The organism is Pseudomonas sp. 65/3-MNA-CIBAN-0223 (assembly GCF_040310425.1).
GTDB classification, from domain to species: domain Bacteria; phylum Pseudomonadota; class Gammaproteobacteria; order Pseudomonadales; family Pseudomonadaceae; genus Aquipseudomonas; species Aquipseudomonas gregormendelii.
On record NZ_JBEOPV010000016.1, the window covers coordinates 26303 to 42488 of the forward strand.

Here is a 16186-nt window from a genome sequence, read left to right on the forward strand (position 1 = left end):
GATACCATCCAGCACACTTGTGTGACGATTTAGTGGCTGGAATGTATTTTGTGAACAAACTCCGTCTCGGGTTGCAGCAACCCTACGCGCGTCTTATTGCCCTGCTCGGCCTGGTACTGGTCGTGCCCCTGTGCCTGCGCGCAGCACTGGGCTGGTCAAATCCTCACGGATATTTGTCGGACCTGGCCATCGGCAGCCTGCTGCTGGTGCTGTTGCATCGTCGCCCCTGGTGGCTGGCACTGCCGGTGTTGCTGGCATGGGGCTTCCTGACGGTGGCCAGCGCCGAGCTGGTCAGTGCCGTCGGCCGGTTGCCCAACGTGTCGGATGTGCATTACCTGATCGACCCGCAGTTCCTGGAAAACTCCACCGGTGGCGGCTTCGCCCAGCCCTGGCTGGCAGCCTCGTTGCTGGTCGCACTGGGCGCATGGTTGCTCAGCCATTGGCTGGCGCCCTCGACCCCCTCGCCGTCCCTGCCCCGTCATGCCTGGAGCGCTCCGCTGCTGCTGCTCATTGCCCACTGGGGAGCGCAGCACTTGCAGCCTACTGATGCCGATCAGTGGCGGGTCTACAACCTGCCCCATCAATTGATGGCCGCTGGCACGGGCAACGTGCAGATGGCGGTGGAGGAATGGCTGGAGGGCGACGTCGTCGACGTGCCGCCGCAGATGGCTGGCCTGGTCCAACTCGACCTGGACGGCCAGCGGCTGCTGGCCGGTCGCGGACAGGCGCGTAATGTGCTGGTCATCGCCCTGGAAGGCATTCCCGGTGCCTACATCGGGGCCAACCGCGAAGCGTTGCACAGCAGCTATCAGGAGGACCTGATGCCGCGACTCAGTCGCTGGGCGCAACGCGGCATGAACACCCCTGACTACGTGCTGCACAGCCACCAGACCATCCGCGGCCTGTACGCCATGCTCTGCGGTGACTACGACAAACTCGACAACGGCACTCCCAAAGGCGTGGAGATGCTCACCCAAAGCGCGCGCAACCAGGACTGCCTGCCGGCACAGCTGCGCAAGAACGGCTTTGCCACGCATTACCTCCAGGGTGCCGGCCTGCGCTTCATGGCCAAAGACAAGATCATGCCGCACATCGGCTTCGACACGACCCTGGGCCTTGAATGGTTCACCAACGCATCGTATCTGGACTTCCCGTGGGGCAAGGACGACAAGGCCTTCTTCGAAGGTGCGCTGGACTATGTCGGCCAGCTCAAGAAACAAAAACAACCGTGGATGCTGACCCTGCTCACCGTCGGCACCCACCAGCCCTATTCCGCCCCCGAAGACTACCTGCAACGCTACGACACCCCCAAGCAGGCAGCGGTCGGTTACCTGGATGATGCCCTCGACCAGTTCCTCAGCGACCTGGAGCGCCAGGGCGTGCTCAAGGACACCCTGGTGGTGATCACCTCCGACGAGTCCCATGGCATCGATGGCGTGCGCCTTGCTTCATCATGGGGATTCAACCTGACCCTCGCACCGGATCAGGCGCAGTTGCCACACATCAAGCCCGGGGTGTACGGCCACGTGGACTTGAGTACGTCGATCCTCGACTACTTCGCCCTGCCCGTGCCGGCCACCCTGAGCGGCCGCTCACTGTTTCGCGACTACGCCACCGGGCGCGAGATCATGTCCTACACCAACGGCAACCTGCGCTATCACGATGGCCAGGGCACCTTTACCGAGTGCGATTTCCAGCAACGCTGCCGGTACTACGCCAGTGAAGGCTTCATCGCAGAGCGGGCGAAGCTGCTCGGCCAATACGGCGGCCAGCGTGCCCGGCAGATTGCTGCGCGCGCCACGGCCCTGGATCAAACCCTGATGCAGACGCCCCTGAACCAGCGTTATCAGTTCGGCAGCCCGGCAAGCATTCCGCTGCAGGCGCAAATCAAGGATGACTGGGCCGACAACCTCATCGGCGCGCAATACCTGGAAATGCCCAAGGGCTCGCACACCCGGGTGCGCCTGACCGTGCGCTCGGTCGACAGCCAGGACAATGCCTACATCCTGCTCAAGACCAAGGAATTCGAACGGGACGTTCAAGTAGGGTTGCCGGCTGAAATGCTGGTCACCGCCGACCAGCCGCTGGAGATGGACTTCAGCTTCGACAATCCCGAGTCGCGCAAGGCTTTTTCTTTCCACTTGCTGGGATACGGCACAGGCGCCGTCGAGGTCAGTGACTTCAGCGTGATTACCGAATTGCCGGGGCAGGAAGAACCGGTTGGCGAAACCCTTGATGATGATACGGCGGAGTCCAGCTGAGTGACGGGGGCGCGGTCTGAGCAGCCTTGCGTTACTCCGACACCGCCACCTGGTTACGCCCTCGCGCCTTGGCACGGTACAACGCCTTGTCCGCGTTGTTCATCAGGCTGTGCAAATCATGATCCTCGCTCCCCATCGACGCGACCCCCAGGCTGGCCGTGATGCAGTGCACCGGCCCGGTCATCGACCCTGCGATGGAGCTCGTGACCTGCTCTGCAATATCCAGCGCCACCTCGATGCAAGTGTCGGGCAACAACACCGCGAACTCCTCGCCACCTAAGCGTCCATACACATCCGTAGGCCGGAACGACTTGCTGATCACCACCCCCATCTGCCGCAACACCTGGTCCCCGACCTGATGACCGTAGGTGTCATTGATGTGCTTGAAATGATCCATGTCCAGCATTACCACGCACAGTGGCAATCGGTGATTCATGCAGTGGCTGTACAACTGCTGCGCTTGCTCGAAGAACGCACGCCGATTGTTCAATCCGGTGAGCTCGTCGGTCTGCGCGGCGCGGGTGGAAATGCTGTGCGCCTGTTCCATTTCCCGGGTCAGGCGAAAGGCAGTTTCCAGCGCCTGGGACAACTTGCGGGTCGCGCCGGCTACAAAAGAAGCGAACACCAGCACCGCCAGGGCCATGCCCACCTGAATCGTTGACGACTGGAACAACAGCCAGACAGTACAGGGCAGCAACACCAGGGCTATCGACGCCAGGGTCATGTGGCTATAGGACGAATAGCAGGACACGGCGCTGACCGACATCCCCACCGCGAACAACATGACCAGCGCCTGGGATAACAGGTCGTTCGTGGGCATCACCGCCAGTGCCCCGCCCCCCCAGATGCCTGCCGACAGGACCAGCGTCAGCCAGTATATGAGCTCCCAGCGTTGCGGGGTACGCTCCAGGTCGGGGCTGCGGAAATAGGCAATAAACATTCCCAGACGCAATAACGACGACACCGACAACAAGGCGATCCAGGAAAACACCACGTTGTGATCCAGGTTGTCCCAGCATAGCCAGCACAGCATGAGAGCGGCCAGGTAACTGCCAAATACCGCAGAAACCGATTGGTGAAACAACTGGTGCAACCGGTCCGAGCGCACCTGATCGGCGATCTGCGTTTGCTGGTCGTACCGAGGCCCAATTCGATCCATGTGATCCGCCTGATCATGCTGCCGCGAAAAGAACGATTGTGGCACCCCGCCACTAGCGCCCGCTATTGAATAACACTCATTTGCGAAGAAATTCGTTGCAGCAGCGAGCCTGCTCGCGGGGATCGTCAACGATAACGCGGAGAACTTGATACCCCACGGCGCGCTGGAGTTCTTCGCGAGCTAGCTCGCTCCTACAGGTTCAACGTTCAATATTGTAGTGCATCAACCGGTTTGTCCCTGACGCTGGAACTGACGCGGTGACAAACCAAAACGCGTGCGAAACTCCCGTGAAAAATGCGCGCCATCGGCGAACCCGCAGTCCATGGCAATTTGCGTGATGCTGCTGTGACTGTTGAGCAGTAACCAGCTGCCGTATTCCACCCGCAACGAGCGCTGGAATTCCATGGGCGAAATGCCCAGCGACTGTTGGAACGCGCGAGTCAGTTGCCGACGCCCAAGGCCGACATAGCGCGCAATGGCGTCCAGCGTGGGCAGGCTGTCCATGCGCTGCTCGATGTAGTGCGCGGCCTGGCGCACCCGCTCATCCTTGATGTCCGCCAGGTTCGCATAGAAATGCGCCTGGGGCTGACGCCCCTGGCGAATCCCCTGCAACATCATATGCCGCACGGCCTGCTGGGCTTTTTCGCGCCCGCAGTGGCGCGCCACCAGGTACAAGCCCAGGTCGATTGCCGCCGTTGAACCGGCACAGGTAATCAAATCTCCCTCGTCGATGAATAGATGGTCCACCGCTGCTGGCGTTTTCGGAAACCGCGCGCGAAACGCGTCCAGCACGTTCCAGTGCACACAGACCGAGCGGTTTCCTACCACACCTGCCTGGGCGAGTGCGAAGGTGCCGGTGCAGATGCCCAGTAATCGGGTGCGGCTGTTTGCTGCGCGCTGCAACCAGTCCCGTAAATGCCCCGGCAAATGGGTATTGGGGTAATCGTTGCCACCGCAGATGGCGATGTAGTCGAACTGGTCAAGGTCCTGCTCCAATGCGCCTGTAACCTCCAGCGTGATCCCGGCGCTGGAGGTTCGGGGCAACCCGTCAACGCTCATCGCACGCCAGGCAGTATGGATCTGCCGACTGGCGCCGCCGATATCTGCAGACAACCGCAGCACATCCACAAATCCGGAAAACGCCGCCAGGGTGAACTGGTCGAGCAACACCAGTCCCACCGACAACTGCGGGCGAGTGTTCGCCTGCGCGTCGGTGCCGCTCGACACATGGCAATCGTGGAGATTCTGAGTCATTTTGGGCATGACCCAACTATTCAACTTTAAGACCCCGGTGTGCAAGCGCTCGTATCGACGTTACGAGCAAGATGCAGACAAGGGGAACAGCTCGACCACGCCCCAGAGGACATGAGATGAGAACAACAACCCGCACTAAAATCACAGTCGCGCTATCGCTGGCGGGCTGCATCTCCTCGCAAGGCGCCATGGCGGATCAGCCAAAACTGACCGTCGCGTTGTACGGCGGCAACTGGGGAGACGCGTTCCTCAATTGTGTTGCAGAACCTTTCACCAAAGCCACCGGCATTGCCGTGGCAGCGGAAGTCGGCACCTCGACCACGACACTCGCCAAGCTTCAACAGCAAAAATCCAGCCCCGCCATCGACGTCGCGTGGATGGATGGCGGCATCAGCGAACTCGCTTACGCGGCAGGCGTGATCGCCGACCTCGACCCAGCAGCCATTCCCAACCTGAAAAACGTCGAGGAAAAAGGGCTGTACGCCGAAGCGGGCCATACCTTCGCTGTCAGCAGCGGCTTCTACTCTTTGGGCCTGACCTACAACACCCGGGAAATCAAAGAGGCACCGACCAGCTGGAAGGACCTGTGGAAGCCCGAGTACGCCGGTGCGATAGCGTTGCCCTCGCCCGCCAATTCTTCCGGGGTGCCCTTCGTGTTCTTCATGGCCGATGTCTGGGGTATCGATCGCGCCGATCTGGCACCTGTTTACAGCAAGCTGGGGGCACTGGACACCGCGCTGTTCTTCGACAGTTCGGGCGCCGCTACCAACGCTTTCCAGAGTGGCGAATCGATCATCGGCGCGCACTTCAACGTCGGTGCCTGGGACTTGATCGACAAGGGAGCCCCCATCGGCTTCACCATTCCCAAGGAAGGCGCATGGGCGACCGACGCGCGCCTGCACCTGATCAAGGGCGCGCGCAACACCAAGGCCGCTGAGCAATTCATCAATACCGCACTGACCCAGGAAGCGGCGTCCTGCCTGGCCGGCAAGCTGTACCTGGGCCCGGCGGTGAAAGGCGTGGAAGTCTCGCAGGAGGTCGCCCGCAAGTTGCCATGGGGCGCAGGCGGATCGATCAAGGACCTGCGCCTGTTCGACTGGGCGCAGATCAACGCCCAGCGCGCCAGTGTCACCAACGACTGGAACCGCAAAGTCACCGCCAAATAGCTCAAGAGGTCTGCAATGTCAGTTTTATTGAGCATCGACAGCGTCTGCAAGAACTTTGGGCCTTACCAGGCATTGGACAATATCAACCTGGACATCGAGCAGGGCGAGTTCATCGTCCTGCTGGGTCCCAGCGGCTGTGGCAAGACCACCCTGCTGCGCTCGATCGCCGGTTTCATGCAGCCTGATTCCGGGAGCATTGCGATCGACGGCCAGGACGTCAGTCGCCTGCCACCCTACCGTCGGCCACTGAACACGGTCTTTCAGAACTACGCGCTGTTTCCGCACATGACGGTGCTGGAAAACGTCGCCTACGGCCCACGACGCCAGGGCGTCAACCGTGGCGAAGCCCGCGAACGGGCTCGTGAAGCGCTGGCGCTGGTGGGCCTCGAAGCGCTGGGCGAGCGTTACCCAAGCGGCATGTCCGGCGGCCAGCAGCAGCGGGTTGCATTGGCCCGGGCCATCGTCAATAAACCGAAATTGCTGTTGCTCGACGAACCGCTCTCGGCGCTCGACATGAAACTGCGCAAACGCATGCAGCTGGAGCTCAAGCATCTGCAAGCGAAGCTGGGGATTGCGTTTATTTTCGTCACCCATGACCAGGAAGAGGCGATGACCATTGCCGATCGTATCGTGGTGATGAATGCCGGCCGCATCGAACAAACCGGTACCAGCAGCGCCATCTACAGCGCACCGGCTTCGCGTTTCGTCGCTGACTTTATCGGCGAAGCCAATCTCATCGACTACCAGGTCACCGGCAACGATGAAATACGCCTGGGCATCCGCAACCAACCGCTGGTGCGCAACACAAGTGCCATCCCGTCACAAGGCGTGGCCGTGCTGCGCCCCGAACATTTGCAGGTGCTGGAAGCAGCTGCAGGCGGGAGCCCCGGCTGCCACGAAATCCACGGTACCGTCAGCGACGTCGTTACCGTCGGCAGCCATACGCTGATCCATGCCCTGATTGACGGGCAAATGATCATCGCGCGCACCATGGGCTTTCCAGGGCCGGACATGGTTGCCGGCAGCACGGTGCGCCTGGGCTTCAACCCCGCTCACCTGCACCTGATCGGGGAGTCGGTATGAAACGCAAGACGCTCGCCCCGCTGCTGATGCTCTTTGCAGCCCTGGCATTTTTCGCGGCGTTCTTTCTTGCGCCGTTTGCCGTGGTGATCTTCGCCAGCTTCACCCAGGGCGCGGACCAGGCCTTTACCGTCGATCACTATATTCGGGTGTTGGGCGATCAGTACCATTGGGACGTCATCCTGGTGACCTTCCGCATCGCCGCGCTGACCACCCTGGTGTCTTTGCTGCTGGGCTACCCGCTGGCCTGGTACCTGGTGCGTGTCGTGAAGTGGCGGGCCTGGCGGCGCGCCTGTGTGATCCTGCTGGTGGTGCCGATGTTCACCAGCAACATCGTCCGCTCGTTCGGCTGGATGGTGCTGCTGGGGCGCAAGGGCCTGGTGAATCAGAGCCTGATGGACACTGGCCTGATCGACACTCCAGTACGGTTTCTGGGCACCGAGCTGGGCATCCTGATCGGCATGGTCTACATCCTCCTGCCATTCATCGTGCTCGCGGCAGGCAATGCCCTGGCGCAGGTCGACCCGGCCTACGAGCAAGCCTCCGAAGATCTCGGCGCCAGTCCCCGGGCCACGTTTTTCCACGTGGTGCTGCCGCTGACCATGCCTGGCATCATCTCCGGCTCAATCATGGTGTTTACGCTGGCAGCCAGTGCCTATGTCACCCCGGCACTGCTGTCGGGCGGCAGGATCTCGGTGCTGTCGATGTTGATTTTCCAGCAGTACAGCTCGGTATTCGACTTCAACTACGGCGGTGCCCTGAGCGTGGTGCTGCTGATCTTCACCCTGGTCATGGTCGGCCTTGCCGGTCGGGTTGGCAGTGTCAGAGGGAGCAATCAATGATCACTCGAATGCTGGTTCGCCTGGTGGCCTGGGCAGTGCTCGGCTACATGCTGTTGCCCCTGGTGGTGATCATGGGCGTCTCCTTCACCGCCTCGTCTTTCCTCGCATTCCCGCCTCAAGGCTGGACGCTGGACTGGTACGCCAAGATGCTCAGCGACCCAAGCTATGTAGCCTCGTTTGCCACCAGCACGGTCCTGGCGTTGGTCGCGACATGTGTTGCAGTGCTGCTCAGCGTGCCGGCGGCCCTGGCGATTGCGCGTTACGAGTTCGCCGGAAAACAGGCGATCCTGGCTGCCCTGACGTCCCCGCTGGTGTTCCCGCATATCGTGCTCGGCGCAGCGCTGCTGCAGTTTGGTGGCTGCTTCGGCTTGACCCGCAGCTTCCTCGCGCTGCTGATCGGCCACACCATCATCATCTCGCCCTTCGTGTTGCGCTCGGTGCTGTCGATGCTGACGCCAGAGCAACGTGCGCTGGAGGAAGCGTCCAGTGACCTGGGCGGTACCCCCTGGGCAACCTTCTTTCTGGTGGTGCTGCCACAGATCCGGCCCGGGATCGTCACCGGTTCTATCTTTGCCTTCATCTCGTCGTGGATCAACGTTGAGCTGTCGATCTTCAACACCACCCCGGACCTGAACACCATACCGGTGAAGCTCTTCAACTATGTGCAGTACACCGTCGACCCAACCATTGCTGCCGCCTCAGGGGCAACCATCGTCGTGGTCGTCATCGCCGTCATCATTCTGGACCTGTGTATCGGTCTCGATCTTTTGTCAGAACGCAAATAAACCCCCACCCCTACATCCCGCAAGCCAGGAGTTCAGTCATGCGTATGCAAGACACGTTCGATGTCATCTATACCCATACCGAAGGTGAACCACTGTGCATCGTGCACAGCGGCATCCCCTACCCCGCAGGTTCGACCATTCTGGCCAAGCGTGCCTTTCTTGAGCAGAACTACGACTGGCTGCGCAAGGCGCTGATGCAGGAACCTCGCGGCCACAAAGACATGTTTGGCGTCTTCCTCACCCCGCCTTCGAGCAGTGAATTCGACGCAGGCCTGATCTACATGGATGGCAGTGTGTATTCGCACATGTGCGGCCACGGCACGATCGCCGTCAGCATGGCCATGGTTGCCCTGGGCCTGGTCCCGCGTGGTGCTGATGGCATCACCAAAATTCGCTTTGAAACCACCGCAGGGCTGGTGGTCGCGGAAGTCGCATCTGAAGGCGACAAAGTCCTCTGGACCCGTTTCGAAAACGTCCCGGCCTACGTGGCGGCCCAGGACATTCCGGTGCACCTGCCAGGCTATGGCGACCTCAAGGCAGACCTGGTCTGGGGCGGCAATTACTTCGGCATCGTCGACCTGACCAATTGTGACCTGCGCATCAGCCCGGAGAACGGCAGCGAACTGTCGCGCCTCGGTCTGCTGGCGCGGGATCAGATCCAGAAACAACTGAAGATCCAGCACCCCACCGAGGCGCACATCAACGACCTCAACTTCATCACGTTCTGGCATCCGGCAACCATCGACGGAGCGTTCTACAAGAACGTCCACGTGTTCAGCGCTGGCCAGCTCGACCGCTCCCCAGGCGGCACGGGCACCAGCGCGATGATGGCGATGTTCGAAGCCCGGGGCAAACTCGGGCTGAACCAGCCGATCCTGTCTGAAGGCTTGCTGGGCAGCGGCACGTTTGAAGGCTGCCTGTTGGGTGAAGTCGACCTCAACGGTACCCGTGCGGTGCGCCCGACCGTCAAGGGCACCGCGAGTATCCTGGGGACCTCGCGCTGGGTCATTGAGCGTAACGACCCGGTCGGTGCAGGTTTCGTCGTTAACTGACCACTGCCCGCGCCCGGTGCACCACGCCGGGCATGCCCCTCTGCGGCGCGCGCATCCTCGCAACCGCCCGACACCCTGTGTAAGAGACTTTCCCTATCGTCCCCTAACACTCCACCTATTAGCTGAGTGCCCAACTCGGGTCTACCCTTAGGGCTGCTCTGGCGCCACAAGCTGGCCGTTCCCACAAGGCGCGAATAGCCCGGATGATCACCCAAAGGTAGCTCACACATGGCAAATGAATCGAAATGCCCGTTCAATCACGCCGCTGGCGGTGGCACGACGAACCGCGACTGGTGGCCTAACCAACTGAACCTGAAGATCCTGCACCAGCATTCGTCCCTGTCCGATCCGCTGGACGAAGGCTTTGACTATGCCCAGGCATTCAAGAGCCTGGACTTCCAGGCGCTCAAGCAAGACCTGCGCGCGTTAATGACCGACTCGCAAGACTGGTGGCCGGCGGACTTCGGGCACTACGGGCCGCTGTTCATCCGCATGGCCTGGCACAGCGCGGGCACCTATCGCACCGCTGATGGTCGTGGCGGAGCGGGCTCCGGGCAGCAACGTTTTGCCCCGCTCAACAGCTGGCCGGACAACGTCAGCCTGGACAAGGCCCGCCGCCTGCTGTGGCCGATCAAGCAAAAGTACGGGCGTAACATTTCCTGGGCTGACCTGATCGTCCTCACCGGCAACGTTGCGCTGGAATCCATGGGCTTCAAGACCTTTGGTTTCTCCGGCGGCCGTCCGGATGTCTGGGAGCCGGATGAAGACGTCTACTGGGGCTCGGAGAACAAGTGGCTGGCGGGTGACAGTCGCTACGATCAAGGTCACAAGGAACCCATGCAAAAGCCCGGCGAAGGCCCACTGGTTGCCGAGCCCGGAGAAAATGAAGACAGCCGGGTCGAACCCGGTCGGCACCTGGAAACACCCCTGGCCGCCGTACAAATGGGCCTCATCTACGTTAACCCCGAAGGCCCGGAAGGCGAGCCAGACCCGGTCAAGTCGGCCCTGGATATTCGCGAAACCTTCGGCCGCATGGCCATGAACGACGAAGAGACCGTCGCGCTGATCGCCGGTGGCCACGCCTTCGGCAAAACCCACGGCGCCGGCCCTGCGGACAATGTTGGCGCGGAGCCGGAAGCGGCGGGCCTTGAGGAACAAGGTTTCGGCTGGAAAAACAGCTTCGGTACCGGCAAAGGCCCGGACACCATCACCAGCGGCCTGGAAGTGACCTGGACCACCACGCCCACCCAATGGAGCAACAACTACCTGGAAAACCTCTTCGGCTTCGACTGGGAACTGACCAAAAGCCCGGCCGGCGCGCACCAATGGACGCCAAAAAACGGCGCCGGCGCCGGCATCATTCCCGATGCCCACGACCCGAACAAACGCCGCAACCCAACCATGCTCACCTCGGACCTGGCGCTGCGTTTCGATCCGATCTACGAACCCATCTCCCGGCGGTTCCTGGAGAACCCCGACCAACTCGCCGACGCCTTCGCTCGCGCCTGGTTCAAGTTGATCCATCGCGACATGGGCCCGCTATCGCGCTACCTCGGGCCGGAGATGCCCAGCGAAGAACTGCTGTGGCAGGACCCGATCCCCGAAGTCGACCACGAGCTGATCAATGACAGCGATGTCACCGCACTCAAGGGCAAGCTCCTGGCCAGCGGCCTGTCCGTCTCGCAACTGGTTTCAACCGCGTGGGCGGCGGCTTCGACATTCCGCGGCTCCGACAAACGCGGCGGTGCCAACGGCGCACGCCTGCGCCTGGAGCCGCAGAAATCCTGGCACGCCAACCAGCCGGAGCAACTGGGCAGCGTGCTGGCCAAACTTGAAAGCATCCGGAACGAGTTCAGCAACGGGGGCAAGAAAGTCTCGCTGGCGGACCTGATCGTCTTGGCGGGCAACGCCGGCGTCGAACAGGCGGCCAAGAATGCCGGGGTCACCCTCACCGTGCCCTTCACTCCGGGCAGGACCGATGCAACCCAGGAACAGACCGACGTTGAGTCCTTCGCCTTCCTCGAACCTGTAGCCGATGGCTTTCGCAACTTCCTCAAGACCCGCTACACCGTACCGGCCGAAGCACTGCTGATCGACAAGGCCCAACTGCTGACCCTCACGGCCCCGGAAATGACCGCGCTGATTGGCGGCCTGCGGGTGCTGAACACCAACGCCGGGCAGACCCGGCACGGCGTGTTCACCCAACGGCCGGAAGCCTTGACCAACGACTTCTTCACCAACCTGCTGGACATGGGCGTGGAATGGAAACCCACCTCGGACGACGCGCAGGAGTTTGAGGGACGTGACCGCAAGACGGGCCAGGTAAAATGGACCGGGACACGTGTGGACCTGGTGTTTGGATCGAATGCGCAGTTGCGGGCGCTTGCCGAAGTCTATGCGAGCAGCGACAGCCAGGAAAAATTCGTCAAGGACTTCGTTGCGGCGTGGACCAAGGTGATGAATCTGGATCGGTTCGATGTGAAATAAGCCTGAGCCCTGAAACGCAAACGCCTCCCGCTGGAGGCGTTTTGCTTTGAGGCGCGAAGGCTACACCGGCGAGATCGTGGCCAGAGCGCCGATCAGCACCGTCAGTACGAGAAAACCACCGAGGAAAATCGCCATCTTGCCCATGAGGGTGCTCCTGCCTGTTCAATATGCAGTTATTGTGAGCCGCAGTCTGTTTGCATTACAGATGCAGATGGCGATGAAAAATACGGATCAGAGCACAGCCTGAACCCGCGCTTCATCCCTCCATGCTGGCGATCCTCCATAACAACACCCACAAAAAAGCCCGCTGACCGTCACCGGTTCAGCGGGCTCTTCAACAGCGCTTCTACTTACAAAGCCATGTCACTTGCAGCGTTAGCCTTCGGAGCAGCCTTCTCGGCATCAGCCGGAGCAGCCACCGGAGCCGCTACCTGACCCATCGCCGGCGGCGGAGTCAGTTGCAGTACCTTGGCGGTATAGGCCCACTCTTCAGCCACTTTCTCAGGGTTGCCGTTCAACTGGGTGCCGTAGCTCGGCACGATCTGGTGCAGTTTTTCCTGCCAGGCCGGGGAAGCGACCTTGTCCTTGAACACCTTCTGCAGCACAGTCAGCATGATCGGCGCGGCAGTCGATGCACCTGGGGAGGCGCCCAGCAGGCCGGCGATGGAGCCGTCTTGCGAAGCCACGATCTCGGTGCCCAGCTTCAGCACGCCACCGGCGGCTTCGTCACGCTTGATGATTTGCACGCGCTGGCCGGCTTGCCACAGGCGCCAGTCTTCAGCCTTGGCGTTCGGGAAGTATTCCTTCAGGGCGTTGAGGCGGTCTTCGTCCGACAGCATCAGCTGGCCGGCGAGGTACTCGACCAGCGGGTATTCCTTGATGCCGACCTTGGTCATTGGCCACACGTTATGCGTGGTCGTGGTGGTCAGCAGGTCCAGGTACGAACCTTCTTTCAGGAACTTGGTGCTGAAGGTCGCGAATGGGCCAAACAGGATGACACGCTTGCCGTCCAGGACACGGGTGTCCAGGTGCGGAACCGACATCGGTGGTGCGCCAACGGAGGCTTTGCCGTAGGCCTTGGCCAGGTGTTGCTCGGCGATGGTCGGGTTCTCGGTCACCAGGAACGAGCCGCCAACCGGGAAGCCTGCATACTCCTTGGCTTCAGGAATACCGGACTTCTGCAGCAGGTGCAGGGCACCGCCGCCAGCGCCGATGAAGACGAACTTGGCGTCGGTTTCGAACTTGCTGCCGTCTTTCAGGTTTTTGTAGCTGACGCGCCAGGTACCGTCTTCGTTCCTGGTGATGTCCTGCACTTCGCTGGACAGCTTCAAGTCGAACTTCGGGGTGGTCTGCAGGTGCGCGACGAACTGGCGAGTGATTTCGCCGAAGTTGACGTCGGTACCGATTGGCGACCAGGTGGCGGCAACTTTCTGTTTCGGGTCACGCCCTTCCATCATCAGCGGCACCCACTTGCTGATCACAGCCGGGTCTTCGGAATACTGCATGCCGGCAAACAGCGGGCTCGCCTGCAGGGCTTCGTAACGCTTTTTGAGGAAACTGATGTTGTCGTCGCCCCACACAAAGCTCATGTGTGGCGTGGAATTGATGAACGAACGCGGGTTCTTCAGCACGCCTTGCTGAACCTGCCAGGCCCAGAACTGACGGGAGATCTGAAACGCCTCGTTGATTTCAACGGCCTTGGGAATCGACACATTGCCCTTGTCGTCTTCCGGGGTGTAGTTCAACTCGGCCAGGGCAGAGTGACCGGTACCGGCGTTGTTCCAGCCGTTGGAGCTTTCCAGGGCCACGCCGTCCAGACGCTCGATCATTTCCATCGAGGTGCCGGGTTCCAGCTCGTTGAGCCAGACACCCAGGGTCGCGCTCATGATGCCGCCGCCGATCAGCAGCACATCGACTTTCTTTGCCTCTTCCGCTTGAGCGGACGTGATCCCCATCGACAAAGCCAGCCCAAGCAGGGCCGTGTTCATTTTCTTAAACATCTGTAGCACCTATGATAAAACGCCATCCGCCCTGCCATCCGCAGTCTCGGGCCCCGTATTTCACGACATTCAGGCAGGATGTCGTGGGTGCTCGCGCCGCTGGATTGGAGGGTGGGCACACAAGGCCGATTGAGTGCATCGACCTCAGTTTATATGTCCCTACTGAACTGACTTTTTATCTTTATTGGCTTCAGCTGCTTGAGCGACAGTGATTCCGTTGGCGCGTCGCATGGACACGCAAACTGAATGGATCGAACCAAGTTACTGCAAAGAATATCACGTCAGGACAAACCCGCGCGTCTGTTCCCGACTCGCTGGTCCGGCTGCAGACGTCCGGGCCACTATACTCAAGGTGTTTTTTCACCCAAGCCGGCGAGGCATCTAAATGAGCGACAAACCCGATTTGCGCAAATACTCCTCTCAGGTAGTCGACGGCGTGGAGCGCTCGCCGGGGCGCGCCATGCTGCGGGCCGTGGGTTTTACCGACGAGGATTTCGCCAAGCCGCAGATCGGCATTGCCTCGACCTGGGCCATGGTCACCCCTTGCAACATGCACATCGACAAGCTCGCGCGGGAGGCCGAACGCGGAGCGAATGCGGCGGGTGCCAAAGGGGTGATCTTCAACACCATCACCATCTCCGACGGCATCGCCAACGGCACCGAAGGCATGAAGTACTCACTGGTGTCGCGGGAGGTCATCGCTGACTCGATCGAAACGGTGGCCGGTTGCGAAGGCTTCGACGGACTGGTCACGGTGGGTGGCTGTGACAAAAACATGCCCGGCTGCCTGATCGGCATGGCACGCCTGAACCGCCCCTCGATCTTTGTGTATGGCGGCACCATTCGCCCGGGTGCGGGCCATACCGACATCATTTCCGTGTTCGAAGCCGTGGGCCAGCATGCGCGTGGCGATATCAACGAGATCCAGGTCAAGCAGATCGAGGCAGTGGCCATTCCCGGCCCTGGCTCCTGCGGCGGGATGTACACGGCCAACACCATGGCTGCGGCCATTGAGGCCCTGGGCATGAGCCTTCCCGGTTCCAGCTCCCAGAATGCGGTGGGTACCGACAAGACGTCAGACAGCTTCCGCGCCGGGAAACAGGTCATGGAGTTGCTCAAGCTCGACCTCAAGCCGCGGGACATCATGACCCGCAAGGCCTTTGAAAACGCGATTCGCGTGGTGATCGCCCTCGCCGGCTCGACCAACGCCGTGTTGCACCTGCTGGCCATGGCCCACGCCGTGGACGTCGAGCTGACGCTGGATGATTTCGTCGAGCTGGGCAAAGTGTCGCCGGTGGTGGCCGACCTGCGGCCCAGCGGCCAGTACATGATGAGCGAACTGGTAGCCATCGGCGGCATCCAGCCGCTGATGAAACGTATGCTGGACGCCGGCATGCTGCATGGCGATGTCATGACCGTGACCGGCAAGACACTGGCCGAGAACCTGCGCGATGTTGCCGATTACGTGGCCGGCCAGGACGTGATCCTGCCCTTCGACCAGCCGATCAAGAAGGACTCCCACCTGGTCGTGCTGCGCGGCAACCTGGCCCCCGATGGCGCGGTGGCCAAAATCACCGGCAAGGAGGGCCTGCGATTTGAAGGCACTGCCCGGGTCTATCACGGTGAAGAAGGCGCGCTGGCGGGCATTCTCAACGGCGAGGTGCAGGCAGGCGATGTGATCGTGATTCGCTACGAAGGACCCAAGGGCGGACCCGGCATGCGCGAAATGCTCTCGCCGACTTCGGCGGTCATGGGCAAGGGGCTGGGCAAGGAAGTAGCGCTGATCACCGATGGCCGCTTCTCTGGCGGCTCCCATGGATTCGTGGTGGGCCATATCACCCCGGAGGCATTCGAGGGCGGGCCGATTGCGTTGATCGAGGATGGCGACCGAATCGTTATCGATGCCGAAACCCGGCAGATCACCGTGGAAGTTGCGGCGGCTGAATTGGCCAGGCGCAAGACGACTTGGGTGCGCCCGGAGGCCAAGTACAAACGCGGGGTGCTGGCCAAATATGCGAAGACCGTGTCCAGCGCCTCGGAAGGCGCTGTGACGGATAAATATCTCTGAGCCGATTCCGGACTGGTTGCATGATCGCAATC

At 61.2% G+C, this 16186-nt stretch carries 11 protein-coding genes; 8 read left to right on the forward strand and 3 right to left on the reverse strand.

Going from position 1 to position 16186, the window contains the following annotated elements; translation table 11 throughout:
• The first annotated feature begins 41 nt into the window (after window positions 1-41).
• Window positions 42-2261, forward strand: a complete 2220-nt coding sequence (locus tag AAEZ09_RS19510; RefSeq protein ID WP_350600415.1) for an LTA synthase family protein — start codon at window positions 42-44, stop codon at window positions 2259-2261.
• Between the two features lie 31 nt (window positions 2262-2292).
• Here the strand turns inward: AAEZ09_RS19510 and AAEZ09_RS19515 are convergent, their stop codons facing one another.
• Both AAEZ09_RS19515 and AAEZ09_RS19520 read right to left on the reverse strand, forming a co-directional pair.
• Window positions 2293-3420: a GGDEF domain-containing protein gene (locus tag AAEZ09_RS19515; protein WP_350600417.1), complete on the reverse strand. Its 1128-nt coding sequence runs from the start codon at window positions 3418-3420 to the stop codon at window positions 2293-2295.
• 222 nt (window positions 3421-3642) lie between these two features.
• Window positions 3643-4674: a GlxA family transcriptional regulator gene (locus AAEZ09_RS19520; RefSeq protein WP_350600419.1), complete on the reverse strand. Its 1032-nt coding sequence runs from the start codon at window positions 4672-4674 to the stop codon at window positions 3643-3645.
• A 116-nt stretch (window positions 4675-4790) separates the two neighbouring features.
• On the opposite strand from AAEZ09_RS19520, the gene AAEZ09_RS19525 reads away from it, so the two are divergent.
• The 6 genes from AAEZ09_RS19525 (at window position 4791) to katG (ending at window position 12086) form a co-directional block, all read left to right on the forward strand.
• Window positions 4791-5840: an ABC transporter substrate-binding protein gene (locus tag AAEZ09_RS19525; protein ID WP_350600420.1), complete on the forward strand. Its 1050-nt coding sequence runs from the start codon at window positions 4791-4793 to the stop codon at window positions 5838-5840.
• Window positions 5841-5855: 15 nt separating this feature from the next.
• The gene (locus AAEZ09_RS19530; protein WP_350600422.1) at window positions 5856-6923 is read left to right on the forward strand and encodes an ABC transporter ATP-binding protein; all 1068 of its coding nucleotides are present in this window, start codon (window positions 5856-5858) and stop codon (window positions 6921-6923) included.
• The gene (locus tag AAEZ09_RS19535; protein ID WP_045057370.1) at window positions 6920-7762 is read left to right on the forward strand and encodes an ABC transporter permease; all 843 of its coding nucleotides are present in this window, start codon (window positions 6920-6922) and stop codon (window positions 7760-7762) included. The genes AAEZ09_RS19530 and AAEZ09_RS19535 overlap by 4 nt, the downstream gene beginning before the upstream one ends.
• On the forward strand, window positions 7759-8547 hold the full coding sequence (locus AAEZ09_RS19540) for an ABC transporter permease (protein WP_350600423.1): 789 nt from the start codon (window positions 7759-7761) through the stop codon (window positions 8545-8547). The genes AAEZ09_RS19535 and AAEZ09_RS19540 overlap by 4 nt, the downstream gene beginning before the upstream one ends.
• Window positions 8548-8585: 38 nt before the next feature.
• The gene (locus AAEZ09_RS19545) at window positions 8586-9599 is read left to right on the forward strand and encodes a proline racemase family protein (RefSeq protein ID WP_205892194.1); all 1014 of its coding nucleotides are present in this window, start codon (window positions 8586-8588) and stop codon (window positions 9597-9599) included.
• 228 nt (window positions 9600-9827) lie between these two features.
• Window positions 9828-12086 (forward strand): catalase/peroxidase HPI, encoded by a 2259-nt coding sequence (gene katG, locus AAEZ09_RS19550; RefSeq protein ID WP_350600425.1) that lies wholly within the window; start codon window positions 9828-9830, stop codon window positions 12084-12086.
• 350 nt (window positions 12087-12436) lie between these two features.
• On the opposite strand, the gene mqo is transcribed toward katG, so the two are convergent.
• Window positions 12437-14086, reverse strand: coding sequence for a malate dehydrogenase (quinone) (gene mqo, locus AAEZ09_RS19555; RefSeq protein WP_205892196.1), 1650 nt, complete (start codon window positions 14084-14086; stop codon window positions 12437-12439).
• A 385-nt stretch (window positions 14087-14471) separates the two neighbouring features.
• Here mqo and ilvD point away from each other — a divergent pair, with 385 nt between their 5' ends.
• A complete protein-coding gene (gene ilvD / locus AAEZ09_RS19560; protein WP_350600426.1) occupies window positions 14472-16154 on the forward strand; it encodes a dihydroxy-acid dehydratase in 1683 nt (560 codons plus the stop codon).
• The last annotated feature ends 32 nt before the right edge of the window (window positions 16155-16186 follow it).